Genomic DNA, 18,769 nt, shown 5'->3' on the forward strand with positions numbered 1-18,769 from the left:
CTATTTTGGTAACAAATATAAAAAAAGCAACAGTCATACAACTGTTGCTTCTATTATAATCTGATTAAAAAATATTATTCTTTGACTACTTTTTTAGTAATCGTTGTACTATCATTCAGTGTAATCGTAAACAGGTAATTTCCTCTTACTAATTCTGAAATATCAATCTTTCCTGAATCTTTATTAACATTGACTGTCTTAACCAGTTTTCCTGAAACATCATAAATCGTTACTGCCGCTTTAGAATATCTGCCCAATATCACCTGTACAAAATCCTTAGCCGGATTTGGAGTGATGTTTACGTCTGAATTCAATTTAATGTTTGCCGTTCCCAAAGTTGAACTGGTTTTCACAAAATATCCGCCAAAGCCTGCTGCCTGAAAGCTTACTTCCCAATACTTATACGTATCATTCCATACAATATCGTTAATATCAGGCGTAATAAAAGTTGCTGAACTTCCAAAAGAAGCTACTGTACCGATGTTTCCTGCGCTTGTTCCGTCATATTTTTCAATAATCAGGTTTGCTTTACTGGCAACATCTGCTGGTGAAGAAGGAAGTTTAATACTATTTGTCAGGTTATAAGCATCAAAATCATCCTGTTTAAAATATAAAGTCACTGTTCCTGTTGCAGTAGTTGCATTGGCCGCAGGATTTATTTCATATCTTCTTGAAACATAGTTGGGCTGCATATTATCCACCCATACTTTTGATGTTATATTTCCTGAAACTGTACTCGCTGGCTGTTTTTCAACTCTCGAAATAAACTGGCAGTTATTTGTAAAATAATTATATCCGCCAGCTACTGTGCTTGTTTTTGTCTGATTGGAAGTAGCGAGATTCTTTACTTCAGCAACATTTTCATAAACTGCGGCTCTCATTTTAAAATCAAAAGTTCTGGGAGTCCAGCTTGTACCATCTGTAGAAGTCTTAGATCTGTTATTAAGCACAGCACTCTCGGCCTTCATGGCAATCCTTCCTCCTAAACCGTTTACTACAATATAAAAATCTTTTCCGGTTGTCGTTTGTATGTTCAGATCGGAAAGATTAACATAATTCCAGGTAAATCTCTGTGTATTATTCAACCATGAGGTAATGGTTTTTGCCGCAATTATATCTCCCGGATTTCCGTTATTATCTACTTGTCTGATTTGAATATCTACCGGAATATCCGAAGGAAGACTAGTTCCTGTTAAAAATGAGAAACCTCCCAGCTTTCCTGTCAGCGTTGGTGTATACCGAACTGCTAATGCTATATTATCAAAATAATAATTGGATTCTGTATTCGCAAGCACGTAAGGTTCATCATAACCTACTGTTTCAAAATTAGATCTCACACATCCCAACTCGTCAGTAACTGCTTTATAAATATCTAGTTTACCGTACCCCCATCTCATGTTAGGAACAGTACCTGTTGCTCCATCCATTCTTGCATTAGAGGTAAGGCGTGCCTTAACCTGCGTTGCCGTTAATGCCGGATTTGCCTGAAGCAGCAACCCTACCGCTCCTGCTACTCCCGGAGAAGACATACTGGTTCCTTGATTTTTCACATAATAATTGGTTCCCGCAATAATATCTGTTGCTCCCGGAGAAGAATTTCCTGATCTGGAAGAAATCACATTCTGACCGGATGCGGTAATATCAGGCTTCTGAAAACCATCTGCTCTTGGCCCCTGTGAACTGAATGAGGATATTGACTCCTGAGGTGTAAGTGTAAAATAACCGCTTGTTCCGCTATACCAGCTCGCTCTTCCCATATAGGAAGCAACCGTAATTGCACTCGAAGCATTACCCGGAGTTCCTACAATATATTCATTATCTCCATTCTGCAGCGTAGTAGTTACCCCCTGGCTATAAAGCCAGCCGTGAGTTGTTATCTGCTGTGCTCCGTTATTGGTAATTTCTAATGTATAATTTCCCTGGCTGTTGACTGTAGATCCTGAAACTCTGCTGACTACCAACTGAACATAGCGCTTATTGTTATCTGCACTCCAATAGTTATACATAGTCGCTGTAAATCCTCCTCCCAAAATACTATGAGCTGTTGTAGTACTTATATTCTGTGTGTATTGCTGACCATCCGGAGTTGTAAGTTTTGCGGTAACGGCGGTGTCATTATTGGCATACATCAGAAAAGAAAATACTGAAGCGGTAGAAGTATCACTAGCTACAGTAAAGCTATAGGTTTGTGCAGCATTGGGTTCTATAGTACCCTTTCTGTGAAGATTGGTTCCGTAGTCATTTCCGGCAGAGATAACGACTACTCTTCCCGGTCCTGATGAAGTAAAATTATCCACGGCTACTTCATGAGAAGCTGTTCCGTCGTGTGCACTTCCCTGTCCCCCGATACTCATGTTGACAACAATAGGTTTATTCAGAGCTGTGGCTACATTTTTGAAATAGGTTAAAGCATTAATGGTATTGGTGGTAGGAAAAGATCCGTTCCCTCCTTTTACGAAGACGATATCAGCTTCTGAAGAAAATCCTTTATGTCTTTTATCTGCAAAGGCGGCCCCATTTCCCGCAGCTGTACCGGATACATGGGTTCCATGCCCGTTAGTATCATTTTCACGTACAAAGCCTGTTGGGGTACCATCCAGTTCATCTTCAATCTGAGCTCTTGTATATTCCACCCCTGTTGCAAATCCTGTAGGAGTTGTTTCACCGCCCTGCGCCGTTAAAGTCTGGTCCCAAATGGAAACAATCCTGCTTTTCGTCTGGTCATCAGCTTTTCTGAAATCCGGATGCTTCCAGTCTATTCCCGTATCATAAACCCCAACTAAAATACCTGTTCCGTTGTAAGCTGTATTATTGAATACGCCATCCTGTAAAAGACTGGCTCCCGACTGAGCCCTGCTCACATCATTATGAAGCTCATCAAAAGATGGGGCCATCACAGATGTTACATAAGGAAGCTTCATAAGCCTCTCGATATCATCAATACTTACCAAAGCTGTAGAAAAAGAAGGCAATTGGCTCTGAACTAAAAATCCGTCAGACTTTAGTTTTTCCGGCTCTTTGGTATAAATAATACAGGAATACATCGTCTGTGCTCCTTTAGCAGTTACCACCAAATGCTGATCCAGTCTCATGTCTGGTCTCTCCATCTCCTTTATGGCATTTCCTTTCACTACATTCTCTTTATTCTTCAGCAATACGTCAAAACGAGAATCCAGTTTCTGTACCTGCCCATAAAAAGCGTAGGAATACAATCCCAAAAAGGCTGCTGTAGCATTTCTTAGAAGTTTCCCTCCTCCATTCGAAATGTTTACTTTTGCAAAAAATAATTTTTTAATATCCATTTTCATTTATTTTAATAATACAATTGTATAATTTTCACCTGATACAAAGATTACTCGCAGTATCATTAAACACTAATAACAAAAAACAAAATTAAAATAATAATTCACTTATTTTAACAGAAAATTAAAAATTTAAAAACATATTGTCAAAATGCAGGATTTTCTATTTTATTTAAACCTTGGATGGGAACATATTATCTCTATGGATGCCCTGGATCACCAATTATTTGTTCTTGCACTGATTGCTGTTTATTCTTACAATGACTGGAAAAAAATTCTGATCCTTGTAACTGCATTTACCATCGGCCATTCTATTACACTAGCTTTAAGTATTCTGGATGTCTTCAGAGTACCATCTGCATGGGTAGAATTTTTGATTCCACTTACCATCGTTGTGACCTCGTTCGATAATATTATCATGAAAAATAAAAAGCAGACTCTGATGCGGGCCAATTATTACCTGGCACTCATTTTTGGTCTTATTCATGGGATGGGTTTTGCCAATACGGCAAGGGTAATGATTGCAAAGAGTCAAAACATCGCTGTTCCTCTCTTAGGCTTCAATATTGGTTTGGAGCTGGGGCAGATCGTGATTGTCTTCGCCATTTTAATTATCCTTTTTATGATGCTTACCATTTTTAAAGTCAATAAAAAAGACTGGATTCTCTTTGTATCTTCCGGTGTATTTGCTTTATCATTAAAAATGACTTTGGAAAGAATTCCTTTTTAAATGTGAAATATTTTTATTATTTCAACAGCTTATTATTATCTTTGATCATTAATAAATCATTTCGGTTATGAAACTAAAAGTTGTTATACTTTCACTTTCTGTATTTGCATATACAGGTTTCACCGCACAAAATATTCAGAATAACCCAGGCAGCAATCATGGAAACAAGTTTGAGCAGCTGGGAACTATTTTACCAACACCCAACATTTACAGAACGGCTTCCGGAGCCCCCGGGCACGGATACTGGCAGAACAGGGCTGATTACAACATCAATGCTTATCTGGATGAAGACAAGAGAAATCTTAAAGGTTCAGAAACCATTACTTATTACAACAATTCTCCTGATGATCTGGATTATATCTGGCTTCAGCTTGATGAAAATGAACATTCAAGTATCAGAAATGCCGGATATGATAATTCTTCCGTACTCCATCCTTCCACTACAGACCAACAGCTCAAAATCACTGAGCTTCCTGTAAAAGACAATGGTTATGGAGTAAGTCTTGAAAAAGTAACGGATGCCTCCGGTACTCCTCTTAAGTATACGGTTAACAAAACCATGATGCGTATTGATCTTCCAAAAGTTTTGAAAAAGGGTGAAAAATTCGTTTTCAAGGTAGACTGGAACTACAATATCTCCAACAGAATAAAAATGGGCGGCCGCGGCGGCTACGAAAACTTCCCTGAAGATGGCAATGATCTCTATACCATGGCACAATGGTATCCTAGAATGTGTGTATACAGCGACTTCCAGGGATGGCAAAACCACCAGTTCACAGGAAGAGGTGAATTTGCTTTGGTTTTCGGAGATTTTAAAGTCTCCATGAATGTTCCGGCAGATCACGTTGTAGGGGGAACGGGAGAATGTAAAAACTATGATCAGGTTTTAACTGCTGACCAGCTTTCAAGGTACAGAAAAGCAGAAAATGCTTCTGAACCCGTAGAAATAGTAACGCTGGACGAAGCTAAAAAAGCAGAGAAGAACCATTCAAAACAAAGAAAAACATGGGTTTTTGAAGCCAAAGATGTCCGTGACTTTGCATGGACTTCTTCCAGAAAGTTTGTTTGGGACGGAATGCGCGTCACCATTCCTGAAAACAGTAATAGAGTAATGGCAATGAGTTTCTATCCAAAAGAATCTTATGGCCTTTACAGAAAATTTTCTACAAAAGCGGTAGCGCATACCATCAAAACCTATTCTGAATTTACCATTCCTTATCCCTATCCGGTAGCACAGTCTGTAGAAGCTGCTAATGGAATGGAATATCCAATGATCTGCTTCAATTTCGGAAGAACTGAAAAAGACGGAACCTATTCTGAAGGAACCAAAAACGGAATGATCGGAGTAATTATTCATGAGGTAGGGCACAACTTCTTCCCCATGATCATCAATTCTGATGAAAGACAATGGGCATGGATGGACGAAGGGCTGAATACTTTCACAGAATATCTTACGGAAGAAAAATGGGATAATAAATTCCCTTCCAAAAGAGGTCCGGCATGGACGATCGTAGATTATATGAAACTTCCGAAAGATCAGCTGGAGCCTATTATGAGCAACTCTGAGAATATTGTTCAGTATGGTCCGAATGCTTATTCAAAGCCTGCAACAGGGCTGAATATTCTTCGTGAAACCATTATGGGAAGAGAACTCTTTGACAAAGCATTCAAAACATATGCGAAAAGATGGGCATTCAAACATCCTGAACCTGCAGATTTATTCCGTACCATGGAAGATGCAAGTGGTGAGGATCTTGACTGGTTCTGGAGAGGCTGGTTCTACGGTACAGATCCTGTAGATATTGCTATTGATAAAGTAACGGTAGCAGTTCCCAATCTGGATACCGATCCCAAAGCAGCAGCTGAAGTAAAATATCAGGTTGAAAAACCTTTGGTGAACAGTTTTGAAGATCTTTCAAAAATCAGAAACAGAGAAGACAAGAATATTAAATTCTATGTGGATGGTGACAAAGATGCTCAGGACTTCTACTACAGATATGACAGAGGCCAAGAAAAAGTGGATAACACTAAAGAATATACCATTAAGACAGAAGCCGGTCTTCCTCTTGATAATAAGGATAAAGAAAAATTCAAAAATATAACTGCTTACCAGATCGATTTCGTGAACAAAGGAGGATTGGTAATGCCTATCATTCTTGAATTTACTTTTGAAGACGGTTCAAAATTGTATGACAAATCTGCCGCACAGATATGGAGACTGAACGAACAAAAAGTTTCCAAGACTTATTATTTTGATAAAAAACTGAAGTCTATTCAGCTCGACCCCATGAGAGAAACAGCTGATATTGATACCACCAATAATTTTTGGAGCAATGCCGGATCCGGTAATGAAACTTCCAGATTCCAACTCTTCAAACAGAAACAGGAGGCGGGCTCTGTAAGGGGAAGCTCAAACGGAAAAGTAAATCCGATGCAGGCTGCAGGTAAGAAATCATAAAATAAAAAACTGTCTAAGGGCAGTTTTTTATGTTTAAAAAATATCCCCATTACAATAGATTATTAGCTTCAAACTAAATAACAACCCAAATTTCAACCCATTATAAATAAATATAAATTTATTTGTAGTACTTCACTAAACAAAAAAACAGACCTATGAGCAGTTTAGAAAAAATAAAGAAACAGTGAGACGCTTCAACAAAGAAGTCATTGAGCAATGTAATTTCGACTCGTTCAGACAACTTATGGATGATGATTTTGTCAACAGAACAGCCCCCCCTGACAGCAACGATGCTAATGGAATGTGGAATACATTTTTCAATATTTTAAAACCTGCATTTCCCGACCTGACTGTAGAAATCTATGATCAGGTTGCCGAGGAAGATAAAGTAACTACAAGAAAAGCAATCATGGGAACCCATACAGGAATTCTAATGGGAATAGAGCCTACAGGTAGGCAGATAAAAATTGACGTGATAGATATTGTACGTCTAAAAAATGGAAAATACTTGGAACATTGGGGAATTAATACACTCCCGACTATTTTATCAGAACTCAGGAAAACAAAATAAAACTTCCTCCGATTGAAGTTTTTTCACTGGGGATTTCTAACTATTATGCGATCCTATCAATTGTGTTTTTATTCGTTCCTCAAAAAGATTGGGTAAAAAATAAATTGTCCTTAGTCTGATCATCTCATAACAATTCAGAATAGAGCCGGAAATTTCCGGCTTTATTATTTTAACTTAAATGTTCTTTCACATTCTTTTTATAGGTTCTTCCCAGCGGAAGATGTTCTCCATTTTTCAGATACACATTCCCGGAATCATAGGAATTGATATGATCTGATAACACTATATAGGATTTATGAATTCTAATGAAACCAAAATGCTGGAATTTTTCTTCAAAGTTGGACATTCTTTCAAGGATCATATACTTTTTCAATGGAGTCATCAGCACAATATATTCTCCGAATCCTTGTATCCACAGAATATCTTTGAGAAAAACCTTATTCATCACATAGTTCGATTTGAACATAATATAATCTTCCTGATGACGGTCATTGGCTGAGTTTTTAAATTGAAAAAAATCCTTTGCTTTATTTACCGCTTTTTTAAAAGTATCAAAATCTACTGGCTTTATAAGATAATGAACCACATCCAATTCAAATGCTTTCACTGCATATTTTGATTCCAGCGTGAGAAAAATACACAGCGGCGGATCGGGAAGCTGTTGTAAAAGCTCTACTCCATTTATTTTAGGCATGTTTATATCAAAAACTACCAGATCTACTTTGTTTGCTTTAAGAAAAATCAAGGCTTCTTCCGGATCCTGAAACGACCCCAGCAGCTCAACCTCTTCCAGCTGGGCACAATATTGCTTGACAAGCTGTAAAGCAGGGTATTCATCATCAACATTTACTACAGTCAGATTAGCCATTTATTTTAATTTTTAAAACAATTTTATAGTGATTATTTTCTTCCGGTCCTGAAAGGAACTCAAATTGACCGGCATACCATTTTTCTAATATATGAAGAACTGCATCATTTCCCAATCCATGATAACCCGTTTCTACCTGATGGGCCTGATAAGCAGCTATAGAGTTGGTGATTTCAAACAACAATTCTGAACCTTCTATGGTGCAGGATAAGTTGATAAAACTTCTCTCTTCTTCCCCTATTGCAGAATGTTTCAAAGCATTTTCAAACAATGTAAGGAGTATAGAAGGCGGGATTTCTGCGATATCAAATTCTTCCTGATTCTGAATGTTTAAAGTGATATTAAGCAGGTTATTGTATTTTAACTGATACAGATCTGCAAGCGCTTTGAGCGAAGAAAGCTCCTGAGCAACACTTATTTTTTCTTTTCCACTGTCATAGATAATATATTGTAATAGCTTGCTAAGCTGCAAAATAGAATCGGATGTCTTTTCTGTATGCACAAAGCTGTTGGCATACATATTATTAAGGGTATTGAGTAAAAAATGAGGATTCAGTTTGGATTTCAACAAATCCAGATAAAGCTGTTCTTTTTCTTCTCCAAGGTTGATTACATCCTGCTCTATAAGAAATTTATCTTTTGTAATTCCTAAAAACGAGGCAACAAGAATCACTACTCCCTGAGAGATATACACATTATAAAGGAAACCTACATAATACCCTTCTTTAGTAAAATTCATGCTGAAAACTGCCGGTTCCCAAAGGATCCTGAAAAGACTGGAAACCAAAAAGGCAATCAATGCATATAGGATAAACTCCGGATATTTGTTGGATAGATAGAAATAAGGAACAAGATAGTAGTATACCAGATAATAGATCCCGACATTCAAAAATACATTCGAAATAATACTCCAAATTAATTCAAAACCATTCAGGAAGTAGTTTTCGGTGAAATAAGTGATCAGAATGAAGATAAAAAAGAAAAAAATATGCTGAAATCTCAATAAAAATTTCCAGCGGTACTTCATAAGGCTTTCCAGAATCTTACCATTAAATAAAACCCTTATAATCAATAGTATAATAATAAAATTTATGATTAAAAACATACTTTGAGCCTTATTTTCAGATTTACCAAATATAATATCTTTTTATATCAAAATGCAGTTCGTTGAGAAAAACTGTCATTGATTGAAAAAATCCAGGTCCGCTCTTCCTAATAAATATATTTGAGAAACTGCAATGTTAATCAAATATTACATGAAACTTAATATAAAATCAACACTTCTTTTATCATTATTCTTATTGAACGGACTTTTATATAGTCAGAGTAAGGATAATTACAATATGTGGTTTCAGTACCTGATGTCGGCAAAGATAACCGATAAAAGTACCTTAACTGCACTTACACAATACCGTTCTTTTGATCTGGCTTATGACACAAGGCTTTTTCTTCTCAATGCCTACGTGGATTATGAGGTGGCAGAGAACATAAAACCTGCGGTAGGAGCAATGTTTCTGGTCCTTGAGTCATACAATGCGGATAATTCTAAAAAAATACGATATGAGAAAAGGCCTTTTCAGCAAGTCACTGCCGAGTATTTTATCGGCAGAACTTCAATATCTAACCGTCTGAGAGTAGAAGAGCGTTTTCTCAGCAATCCGGATGAATTCCAGGTTAGGCTGCGATATCTGATCTCAGTAAGAATTCCTTTCAACAAAAAAGGGGAAAAAGAAAAACTCTATGGCATTCTTAAAAATGAAATAAGAATGAATATTGAAAAAGAAGAACCTTTCGACAGCAACCGTATCACCGCCGGTCTCGGGATCAAAACCGGAAAAAACTCGGCACTGGAAATAGCCTTTATCAATCAGCTGGAAACCGGAAAGACCAGTAACTATGGGTTCATAGGCTTCAGAAATTCTTTTGACTGGAGAAAAAAACAAAAATAATTATATCATTAACAGATAACATACTATGCTTACATTTCTTGGCTTTTTAATGATTGTTATATTCATGTTGCTCATCATGAATAAAAAAATGACTCCTCTTACCGCCCTTGTACTCGTTCCTGTACTCATTGCAGTGATAGCAGGTTTTGGGCCGGAACTGGGAAAAATGATGAAAGAAGGGGTAAAAGAAATTGCTCTTACGGGAGTCATGCTGATCTTTGCCATCCTTTATTTCAGCTTAATGATTGATACTGGACTTTTTGAACCGCTGGTGAATGCCATTTTAAAAGCCGTTGGAGATAATCCGGTAAAAACAACAATCGGCACTGCACTCCTTACCACTTTGGTTTCGCTGGACGGTGATGGGTCTTCTACTTATATTATTGTGGTGGCAGCCATGCTGCCTCTTTATAAAAAACAAGGAATGAATCCCCTGGTCCTTACCTGCATCATTATGCTCGCCGGAGGAATTATGAATATTTTACCTTGGGGTGGGCCTACCGCCCGGGTAATGAGTTCACTGAAACTTGGGCATACTGAAATATTTGTCCCGATGATTCCGGTCATGCTGATTGGTATTGTATGGGTATTTATAGTGGCTTATATCCTTGGGGTAAAAGAGAGAAAAAGAATCAGTAAACACGGAAAATACACAAAATACAGCCAACAGGATATTGCAGGAGAAAATGATCCGGCATTGCGCCGCCCCAAGCTGCTTATTGTCAATCTTATCCTTACTGTTGTGCTTCTTTGTGTAATGATACTTGACATTATTCCTCTTGGAATTGCTTTCATGATTGCGTTTTGTATTGCTTCCGTCATCAATTATCCAAAACTTAAAGATCAGCAGAAAATTATTGCAAAACATTCCGGCAATGCGCTGTCTGTAGCGGGAATGATCTTTGGTGCAGGGATTTTCACAGGAATTCTTAACGGAACAGGAATTATGAATTCTATGGGAAACAGCATCATTGGCATTGTTCCGAAAGACTGGGGAAGCTATCTTAATGTCATCACGGCTATATTCAGTGTCCCCCTCACCTTTTTCTTAACTAATGATGCTTATTATTTCGGAATATTACCCGTGATCACCGCTACAGGTCATCAGATGGGTATTCCTCCTGATATTTTAGGACGGGCAAGTCTTGTAGGCCAGGCTTCCCATTTATTGAGTCCATTGGTTCCTTCTACTTATTTACTGGTCTCTTTAGCCGGAGTAGAATTTTCAGATCATCTAAAATTTACTCTGAAATGGGCAATAGGGTCTTCTGTTGTCATGTTACTGGCAGCATTGGTACTTCATATTATATAAGATTATATTTATAAATTCGTATTCTCATCCTACCTATAATGACAGCTCAATCCAGGCAAAAAACATTTACAGACTCCTATTTGAGAAATCTTAGTCTCTATGTATTCACAGCAATTATTTGTGGAGCATTGGCAGGCTATTACTTTCCTGAAATCGGACGGCCGCTGGAAAAAGTGAGTCATTATTTTTTTATGCTTCTTGAAGTCCTTATCGTTCCGGTGATTTTCATCGCTGTGACGTATGGAATAAGTTATATTTTCAGTATTGAAAATGCGATTAAAATTACATTACAGATGATTATTTATTTCCTGATCATCACCTCGGCAGGTATTGCAGTGGGAATTGGGTTTGGCCTTCTTTTAAAACCGGGAGTAAATACGGAAATAACCGTTTCAATGATTAATAAAAGTTTACCAAAACGTTTTTTAAGCTATTCAATCAATCCGCTGTATCTTAGTAATTATTTACTATTTCTTTTATTATCAATCTCTGCCGGGATAGCTATAGGCCTGTCTAAAGGAAAAAATAAGCTTCTCCGTATTTTAGATGAGGGTAAAGACTTGTTCTTTAAACTGATAAAGTATGTATACATTTTTCTTCCCATTGTTATCTTCTGTAATATCGCCTACGGAATCTCAGTATATGGAATTAATACTTTGCTGCCATTAAGTAAAGTGGTAGCCACAGTGTATCTTGCCTGTCTTGTTTTTATTTTTGGAATTCTGGGACCAGTAACATATTTTTTCAAAATCAATCTCTGGGATTTTTTAATCAGTATTAAAGAAGAGATTATCCTTGTGGTAGCTACTTCTTCTTCAAAAACGGCTTTCCCTGTGATCTTTGAAAAAATGGAATCTCAGGGATATGATCTGAAAATTCTGCGGTTTGTCATCCCGCTTGGATATAATTTTAATCTTGCCGGAGCGTGTATTTATCTTTCTATTTCGTGTATTTTCCTGATCCAGTTTTATAATATTTCACTGGAACTTCATGATTACATCTGGCTGTTTGTTATTATTTCCATGACTTCAAAGACAGCCTCCGGAGTACCTGGCTCAGGATTCCTTGCACTGGTTTTTACGTTGAACCGATTTGAAAAAATTCCGTTAGCAGATATTGCCCTTCTTTACAGTGTAGACCGTTTTATGAATGAGGCAAGATCTGTAACCAATTTCATAGGAATAGCCATTTCAGGAGCTATTATTTCAAAAATAAACCAACAGCAGAAACCTAAATTTCCTTCTGCCTGATCTCAATTTCCAGATATTACGAGTTCCAGATCTATGGTATTCTTTTTCAAAACCGGCAGATTTTCTGGAAATACTGAGGCTTCGGGTACCATTGCAGGAAGCAGGTAAAATCTAGTAATCAATGGCTTGTAACTTTTAACAAGTACAACTCTACTTATTAGCAAAAAAATCATGAAAGCATTCTTTTTCCTTTTAGTACTAAGCAGTACTTATTCTTTTTCGCAGCAGCTGCTTACGCCTCAAAACGTACATATTAATTCCAAATTAATAAAAGACGAAACTTCAGAATCTGTATGGTATGCTGAGAATGCAGGAACCAAAACAGAAATAGGAAGCATTATAACAGAGATCAAAAAACTCAACAAAACAGATCTTCTTATAAAGACTATCGTAAAAATAAAAAAGACACCTGATGCCAGCTGGACAGATTCTACCATCGTGAAGACCGCCAATTTCCTTCCCTCTTACCATTCATCTTATAATTCTATGAGAGATATGGTTCTAAAATCCGGTAAGAATAAGGTAACGGGATATTACCTCGACAAAAAGTCCCAGAAAAAAGATCTTTTTGAAACAGATGCCTTCAATTATTTCGACAGCAGCAGCTATCCGATGATGATAAAATTCCTTCCTCTAAAAGAAAACTACACTTCTGAAATATCAATTTTCGATTACAATCCGAAAGCCAATAAAAACGGAGTCATGAAAGCCTATGTTCTTGACGTTAAAAAAGTGGATTATAAAGGAAAACAGGTCTGGGCTGTAAAAACTACAGATGATATCTCCAACAAAACGACCATAACCACTTACTATATCGATCCGGACACCAGAAAAACCGTTAGTCAGGATATAGAAATGAACAGAATAAAAATGTATGTGGAAGCAATTTAACAATTACACAAACATTCTTATCATTTGATAACCAAATATTTATTATCTAAAAAAAACATCAATATATATCACACATAAAGGAAAAAATATTATCTTTGATTTGCACATAAACACCAGATGTCAAAAAACCTGATTGACTTTAAATGTTCAGGAATAGTACAAATACAAGATATTACCTATGAAAAATGCAAAATCATTAAGCAGAGATGCTCAGAAATCAATCAATGGCGGAGCGGTAGGACACTTCTGCTGCGAATACAATTACAAAGGACAATGCAGCCTTTGGATAGGACCGGGAGAATCTTGCCCATAACAGAGTCCATTGGTACAGTAATCATAAAAGCCGGAAAATTTCCGGCTTTCTCATTTTTATTTTTCTGCCAAATTTTCACATTCGGGCACAAAATTCTGCCATTTCATCCATCACTCCCCCATGGCATACATTTAGAGAATTACTAGTCAGGAATAATTAAAAAATAAATATATTATGTCAGTAAACTTTAAACCATTAGCAGACAGAGTTTTGGTAGAACCAATCGCTGCAGAAACTAAAACAGCATCAGGTATTATTATCCCGGACACTGCAAAGGAAAAGCCGCAAGAAGGTACTGTAGTGGCAGTAGGTCCTGGTAAAAAAGATGAGCCTACAACTGTTCAGGTAGGTGACAAAGTTCTTTATGGAAAATATTCAGGTGCTGAATTGAAGCTTGAAGGTAAAGATTATTTAATCGTAAGAGAAGCTGATCTATTAGGAATCATCGGGTAAACCTGTACGTTGTACAATGTAAAATGTACAACGTATTCATGACTGATAAAAAAATCAAACATTAAAAAGTAATCAAGTACATTGTACATCGTACATTGTACATTAATACAAGAAAAAAATGGCAAAAGAAATAAAATTCGATATTGAATCAAGAGACGCTTTAAAGAGAGGTGTAGATGCATTGGCTAATGCAGTGAAGGTAACTTTAGGTCCTAAAGGTAGAAATGTGGTAATCGAAAAATCTTTCGGTGCTCCTCATGTAACTAAGGATGGTGTTTCTGTTGCAAAAGAAATCGAACTTGAAGACAGAGTAGAAAATATGGGTGCGCAAATGGTAAAAGAAGTTGCGTCCAAAACTAATGATATCGCAGGAGACGGTACTACTACCGCTACTGTATTGGCACAGGCTATCGTAAGAGAAGGTCTTAAGAATGTAGCTGCAGGTGCTAACCCAATGGACTTAAAAAGAGGGATCGACAAAGCTGTAACTGCTGTTGTGGAAAACCTTAAGTCTCAATCTAAAACTGTTGGAGATTCTACAGAAATGGTAAAGCAGGTAGCTTCTGTTTCTGCTAACAATGACGAAACTATCGGATCTCTGATCGCTGAAGCTTTCGGAAAAGTAGGTAAAGAAGGAGTAATCACTGTAGAAGAAGCTAAAGGTATTGATACTACTGTAGATGTAGTAGAAGGTATGCAGTTTGACAGAGGATACCAGTCTCCTTACTTCGTGACTAACCCTGAGAAAATGGTAGCTGAAGTAGAAAACCCTTACATCCTTTTGGTAGAGAAGAAAATTTCTTCAATGAAAGAATTACTTCCGGTTCTTGAGCCAATTGCACAAGGAGGGAAATCTCTATTGATTATCTCTGAAGAAGTGGAAGGTGAAGCTTTAGCAACTTTAGTAGTAAACAAACTAAGAGGTTCTCTTAAAATTGCTGCAGTAAAAGCTCCGGGATTCGGAGACAGAAGAAAAGCAATGTTAGAAGATATCGCTATCCTTACAGGTGGACAGGTGATCTCTGAAGAGCAAGGTTTCACTATGGAAAACATCTCTTTAGATATGCTTGGAACTGCTGAGAAAGTAACCATTGATAAAGACAATACAACGATCGTAAACGGTGGTGGTGATGAAGCAAAAATCAAAGGAAGAGTAGCTCAGATCAAAGCTCAGATGGAAACTACAACTTCTGACTATGACAGAGAGAAACTTCAGGAAAGATTAGCTAAGTTAGCTGGTGGTGTTGCTGTACTTTACGTAGGAGCAGCTTCTGAAGTGGAAATGAAAGAGAAAAAAGACAGAGTAGATGATGCCCTTCACGCTACAAGAGCAGCTGTTGAAGAAGGTATTGTTGCAGGTGGTGGTGTTGCTTTAGTAAGAGCAATCTCTGCTTTGGAAAACCTTACAGGAATCAATTCTGACGAAACTACAGGGATCAAAATCGTTAAGAGAGCTATCGAGGAGCCATTGAGACAAATCGTGGCTAATGCAGGTGGTGAAGGTTCTGTAATTGTTGCTAAGGTAGCTGAAGGATCAGGAGACTTCGGATACAATGCGAAAACTGACGAGTATGTTCACATGCTTGAAGCAGGTATCATTGACCCTACGAAAGTGACAAGAGTTGCCCTTGAAAATGCAGCTTCTGTTTCTGGTATGCTTCTTACTACTGAATGTGTTATCACTGAAGTGAAGAGCGCTGAACCAGCTATGCCAATGGGTGGTGGAATGCCAGGAATGATGTAACGGTCAGCGACCGAAGCAGATTAATATATTAACCGCTCTACTTTGTAGAGCGGTTTTTTTATGGTTTCCCATAATAAAATTTTATGATAATATTTTAAATTAGCTAAATCTATTATAATATTGCCCTCATTAAAAAATGTCAAAAAAAATAAATTCTTTATTCGTTCCTCTTAGAGTTAATTTCAGGAAACATGGATCCGAAATTGCTGAAGACGTTTTTTACAGGTTTCACCCGGCAATATTAAATGTAGGTTCAGAGATTTGTGTCTTTTGTAAGGTACAAAAGAAATTAACAAAAGAACATGTTCTCCCAAAATGGCTATTTCAAAATAAAACAAATATTGGATTTGAAATAGAAGTAAATCAACAATCAATTTCTTATATAAAAAGCGTCATACCTGCATGTGAAAATTGCAACAATTCAATTTTAGCAGAGATCGAAAAAAAAATTATATATATATTAGAAAATCTTGAACAAAAGGAATATTATGATGATAATGATTTAGCAAATATTATCCGATGGCTTGAGATTTTGGAGTATAAACTTCAAGTATTTTCTACTAGATTAAAATATATAAAATATGCCAATGAACCTTTCTCGGATTTTGGAACACTTCCGGTTTCTTGGATGAATCACTTTTGGGAAATGAACCCTTTTAAAGCATTGAGTAATATTAAGTTTACCCAACGCAACATCAGTATTAAAGATAAATCATCAAGATTGAATTCTTTAGTAATTTTCAGTACTAAAGAGCCTCATTTTGAATTTTTCCATTTACCTACTGAATATATTTTTATCACCTTTCCAATGTACAATAATGCTCTATTCTATTTTTTTAGAAAAAGATTTGAGAGTGTTAAAGATTCTCATACAGAAGCAATTGAAATTATGAAAAAAATTCTTGACTAATTCTAGACATCCATGTTGTGTAATGTACTCAAACTTCGGATAAAATGCTAACCCCCGCTGCAAAGTCTCCCGACTTTGAGCAAATAATAGCAGGCATTATTGTCACAACGAAGGTAACCAGAGTTGCCCTTGAAAATGCAGCTTCTGTTTCCGGAATGCTTCTTACTATTGAGTGTGTAATCACTGAAGTGAAGAGCGCTAAACCAGCTATGCCAATGGGTGGTGGAATGCCAGGAATGATGTAATAGCGTACCGCTGAGACAAATTTAATATATAAACCGTTCTGCTTTTGTAGGGCGTTTTTTTTTGTTTATTAAAAGTTTGAAAAAGTGAAAGCACTCTAAAATAGGGAGGCTTATCAATTCCCAAATTTCAACATGAATTTATGAAAATGAAAGGTTTCCACATTTATCCGACTCTATTTTTTAATTTAGTTTTTTTTCTTAATTTAGTTTATGGAAAAATGTCAACTATAATTGATCTAAATGAATTTTCAGTTCAATTTAACTTGTACATCAATAATACTTTTCCATTAGCTATAACCATGAATCAACAACTCTACAAAATATTAAATGAGAGCTATTTCTGAAAAACTTCTGAGAATAGAGAAGATTATTAATAAATTCGAATCAATTAAAGATGAATTTATTGATATAGAAAAAAGACTAAAAAAAACATTAGCAGATCTGCTTGACCAATGTTCGAATGATTTTGATTTATCTAAAGAAAATAGTGTTAGAAAATTAAAGTTTTACAGTGTAGTCTCACGTGTAAAAGAATTTGATAGTTTGTCAGAAAAATTAGTTAGAAATAATGATTATAATAAATTTGATGATATCTTACAGGATTTAGAAAATTATAATCAATTAGATTTAAAGACAAAAATCAAAGAACTTGACGATATAATTGGTATTAAAATATTAACAGATCTAAATATAGACACTGTTAATATGTATAAATTGATTAGTTCTTCAAAGTTTATCGAATTAGCAAAAAATTCCGGGATACTTCTTAATGAAAATGATCTAAAAAAACAACCTGTCAAAATGAAAAATGGACTTAATATATATAAAGTTCGTTGTAAATTTGATGAATGGAATTTTGAATTACAAATTAAAAGTAAGTTAGAATCTGCTTGGGGAGATATGGAGCACTCAATATTTTATAAAGATTACAAAATAACTCCAGTTAGAGATTTAGCTCAACAATCAATGAATCATATAGGAAAATTATTATTAGAAATTGATAATTTTCTTCAAGAGATTCGAAACGCAAATGAAAATTTTTCTATAAACTCCAAAGTAATATTATTTATTAATCAATTTGAAGAAAAGTATTCCCCAATTATAAGAGATAAATTAAATGGGATTTCCTTTAATTTTAAAAAGATAGCATCAGTTTTCTATAATATATTTCAAATAAATGGAGGTATAATAAATTCTAACAATATCAATACTGATTATCAGAATATTGATTGTCAAAAATATAATTCGTACATTAAATTTAGAAATGAGGATTTTGACCTTCAAATATTTGAAGCAATTATACTTTCAAATATTACAGAATCAATCACAGATCAAAATATAGAAACATCTTTAGATACATATTTTGGATTAATTAAAGAATCTTATGTTAAAATGACATTAGATAATCACTTGATTCAAGATGAAGAATTAGCAAATGAAATTATTGAAATAATATTTGATGTTTGCAATAACTATAACTGTAAAGAGTATATTTTAAATACTAAAAATCTATATTATCACATTGGTAATATCATTATAATAATTGATTCAATAGAAGTACTAGAATTAGATCGTGAAATACTTAATCAAATTATATCAATATATACAATACATAGCTTTGATGGAGATATATTAGAGTATTGTAAGACAATTGATAAAGATATTCTGACAGAAAATCTTGAAAAAGCTAAGTTAGAAATTGAAAAAATATCTAATGATGCAAAACATCTTTTATCAAAAAATTTTTCCAAATTAATAAGTAGCTTAAATTAG

The 18,769-nt window shown here is 35.7% G+C and carries 15 protein-coding genes and 1 pseudogene; 13 read left to right on the forward strand and 3 right to left on the reverse strand.

Annotated features, from left to right (window positions below):
- Positions 1 to 74: 74 nt before the first annotated feature.
- A complete protein-coding gene (locus tag LF887_RS20280; protein WP_236856075.1) occupies positions 75 to 3,302 on the reverse strand; it encodes a S8 family peptidase in 3,228 nt (1,075 codons plus the stop codon).
- A gap of 151 nt (positions 3,303 to 3,453) precedes the next feature.
- Between LF887_RS20280 and LF887_RS20285 the strand changes: the two genes are divergently transcribed.
- The 3 genes from LF887_RS20285 (at position 3,454) to LF887_RS20295 (ending at position 7,061) form a co-directional block, all read left to right on the forward strand.
- Positions 3,454 to 4,032 carry a HupE/UreJ family protein gene (locus tag LF887_RS20285; protein ID WP_236856076.1) on the forward strand — a complete coding sequence of 193 codons (579 nt, stop codon included), beginning with the start codon at positions 3,454 to 3,456 and terminating at the stop codon, positions 4,030 to 4,032.
- Positions 4,033 to 4,099: 67 nt separating this feature from the next.
- Positions 4,100 to 6,490, forward strand: a complete 2,391-nt coding sequence (locus LF887_RS20290) for a M1 family metallopeptidase (RefSeq protein ID WP_236856077.1) — start codon at positions 4,100 to 4,102, stop codon at positions 6,488 to 6,490.
- 184 nt (positions 6,491 to 6,674) lie between these two features.
- On the forward strand, positions 6,675 to 7,061 hold the full coding sequence (locus tag LF887_RS20295; protein ID WP_236856079.1) for an ester cyclase: 387 nt from the start codon (positions 6,675 to 6,677) through the stop codon (positions 7,059 to 7,061).
- Between the two features lie 169 nt (positions 7,062 to 7,230).
- On the opposite strand, the gene LF887_RS20300 is transcribed toward LF887_RS20295, so the two are convergent.
- A complete protein-coding gene (locus tag LF887_RS20300) occupies positions 7,231 to 7,929 on the reverse strand; it encodes a LytR/AlgR family response regulator transcription factor (RefSeq protein WP_236856080.1) in 699 nt (232 codons plus the stop codon).
- A complete protein-coding gene (locus tag LF887_RS20305) occupies positions 7,922 to 9,034 on the reverse strand; it encodes a sensor histidine kinase (protein WP_236856082.1) in 1,113 nt (370 codons plus the stop codon). The genes LF887_RS20300 and LF887_RS20305 overlap by 8 nt, the downstream gene beginning before the upstream one ends.
- A gap of 151 nt (positions 9,035 to 9,185) precedes the next feature.
- Here LF887_RS20305 and LF887_RS20310 point away from each other — a divergent pair, with 151 nt between their 5' ends.
- The 10 genes and pseudogenes from LF887_RS20310 to LF887_RS20350 all read left to right on the forward strand — a co-directional run bounded on the left by LF887_RS20310 (position 9,186) and on the right by LF887_RS20350 (position 18,769).
- Entirely contained in the window at positions 9,186 to 9,878 is a 693-nt protein-coding gene (locus LF887_RS20310) for a DUF2490 domain-containing protein (RefSeq protein ID WP_236856083.1), read from the forward strand.
- Between the two features lie 25 nt (positions 9,879 to 9,903).
- Positions 9,904 to 11,190, forward strand: coding sequence for a CitMHS family transporter (locus LF887_RS20315; protein WP_262912487.1), 1,287 nt, complete (start codon positions 9,904 to 9,906; stop codon positions 11,188 to 11,190).
- A 38-nt stretch (positions 11,191 to 11,228) separates the two neighbouring features.
- Positions 11,229 to 12,440 carry a dicarboxylate/amino acid:cation symporter gene (locus tag LF887_RS20320; RefSeq protein ID WP_236856086.1) on the forward strand — a complete coding sequence of 404 codons (1,212 nt, stop codon included), beginning with the start codon at positions 11,229 to 11,231 and terminating at the stop codon, positions 12,438 to 12,440.
- Between the two features lie 171 nt (positions 12,441 to 12,611).
- Positions 12,612 to 13,331, forward strand: a complete 720-nt coding sequence (locus tag LF887_RS20325) for a hypothetical protein (RefSeq protein ID WP_236856087.1) — start codon at positions 12,612 to 12,614, stop codon at positions 13,329 to 13,331.
- Positions 13,332 to 13,509: 178 nt separating this feature from the next.
- Positions 13,510 to 13,644, forward strand: a complete 135-nt coding sequence (locus LF887_RS24290) for a hypothetical protein (protein ID WP_262912488.1) — start codon at positions 13,510 to 13,512, stop codon at positions 13,642 to 13,644.
- A gap of 174 nt (positions 13,645 to 13,818) precedes the next feature.
- Positions 13,819 to 14,097: a co-chaperone GroES gene (groES, locus tag LF887_RS20330; RefSeq protein ID WP_034696138.1), complete on the forward strand. Its 279-nt coding sequence runs from the start codon at positions 13,819 to 13,821 to the stop codon at positions 14,095 to 14,097.
- A 118-nt stretch (positions 14,098 to 14,215) separates the two neighbouring features.
- Positions 14,216 to 15,841 carry a chaperonin GroEL gene (groL, locus tag LF887_RS20335; RefSeq protein WP_236856089.1) on the forward strand — a complete coding sequence of 542 codons (1,626 nt, stop codon included), beginning with the start codon at positions 14,216 to 14,218 and terminating at the stop codon, positions 15,839 to 15,841.
- A 136-nt stretch (positions 15,842 to 15,977) separates the two neighbouring features.
- Complete coding sequence (locus LF887_RS20340; protein WP_236856090.1) at positions 15,978 to 16,751, forward strand: hypothetical protein; 774 nt, start codon at positions 15,978 to 15,980, stop codon at positions 16,749 to 16,751.
- 59 nt (positions 16,752 to 16,810) lie between these two features.
- Positions 16,811 to 16,996 (forward strand): annotated as a pseudogene (gene groEL / locus LF887_RS20345) (chaperonin GroEL); the annotation flags it as partial.
- 327 nt (positions 16,997 to 17,323) lie between these two features.
- The gene (locus LF887_RS20350) at positions 17,324 to 18,769 is read left to right on the forward strand and encodes a hypothetical protein (RefSeq protein ID WP_236856092.1); all 1,446 of its coding nucleotides are present in this window, start codon (positions 17,324 to 17,326) and stop codon (positions 18,767 to 18,769) included.

This window comes from Chryseobacterium sp. MEBOG06 (assembly GCF_021869765.1).
Classification (GTDB): Bacteria; Bacteroidota; Bacteroidia; order Flavobacteriales; family Weeksellaceae; genus Chryseobacterium.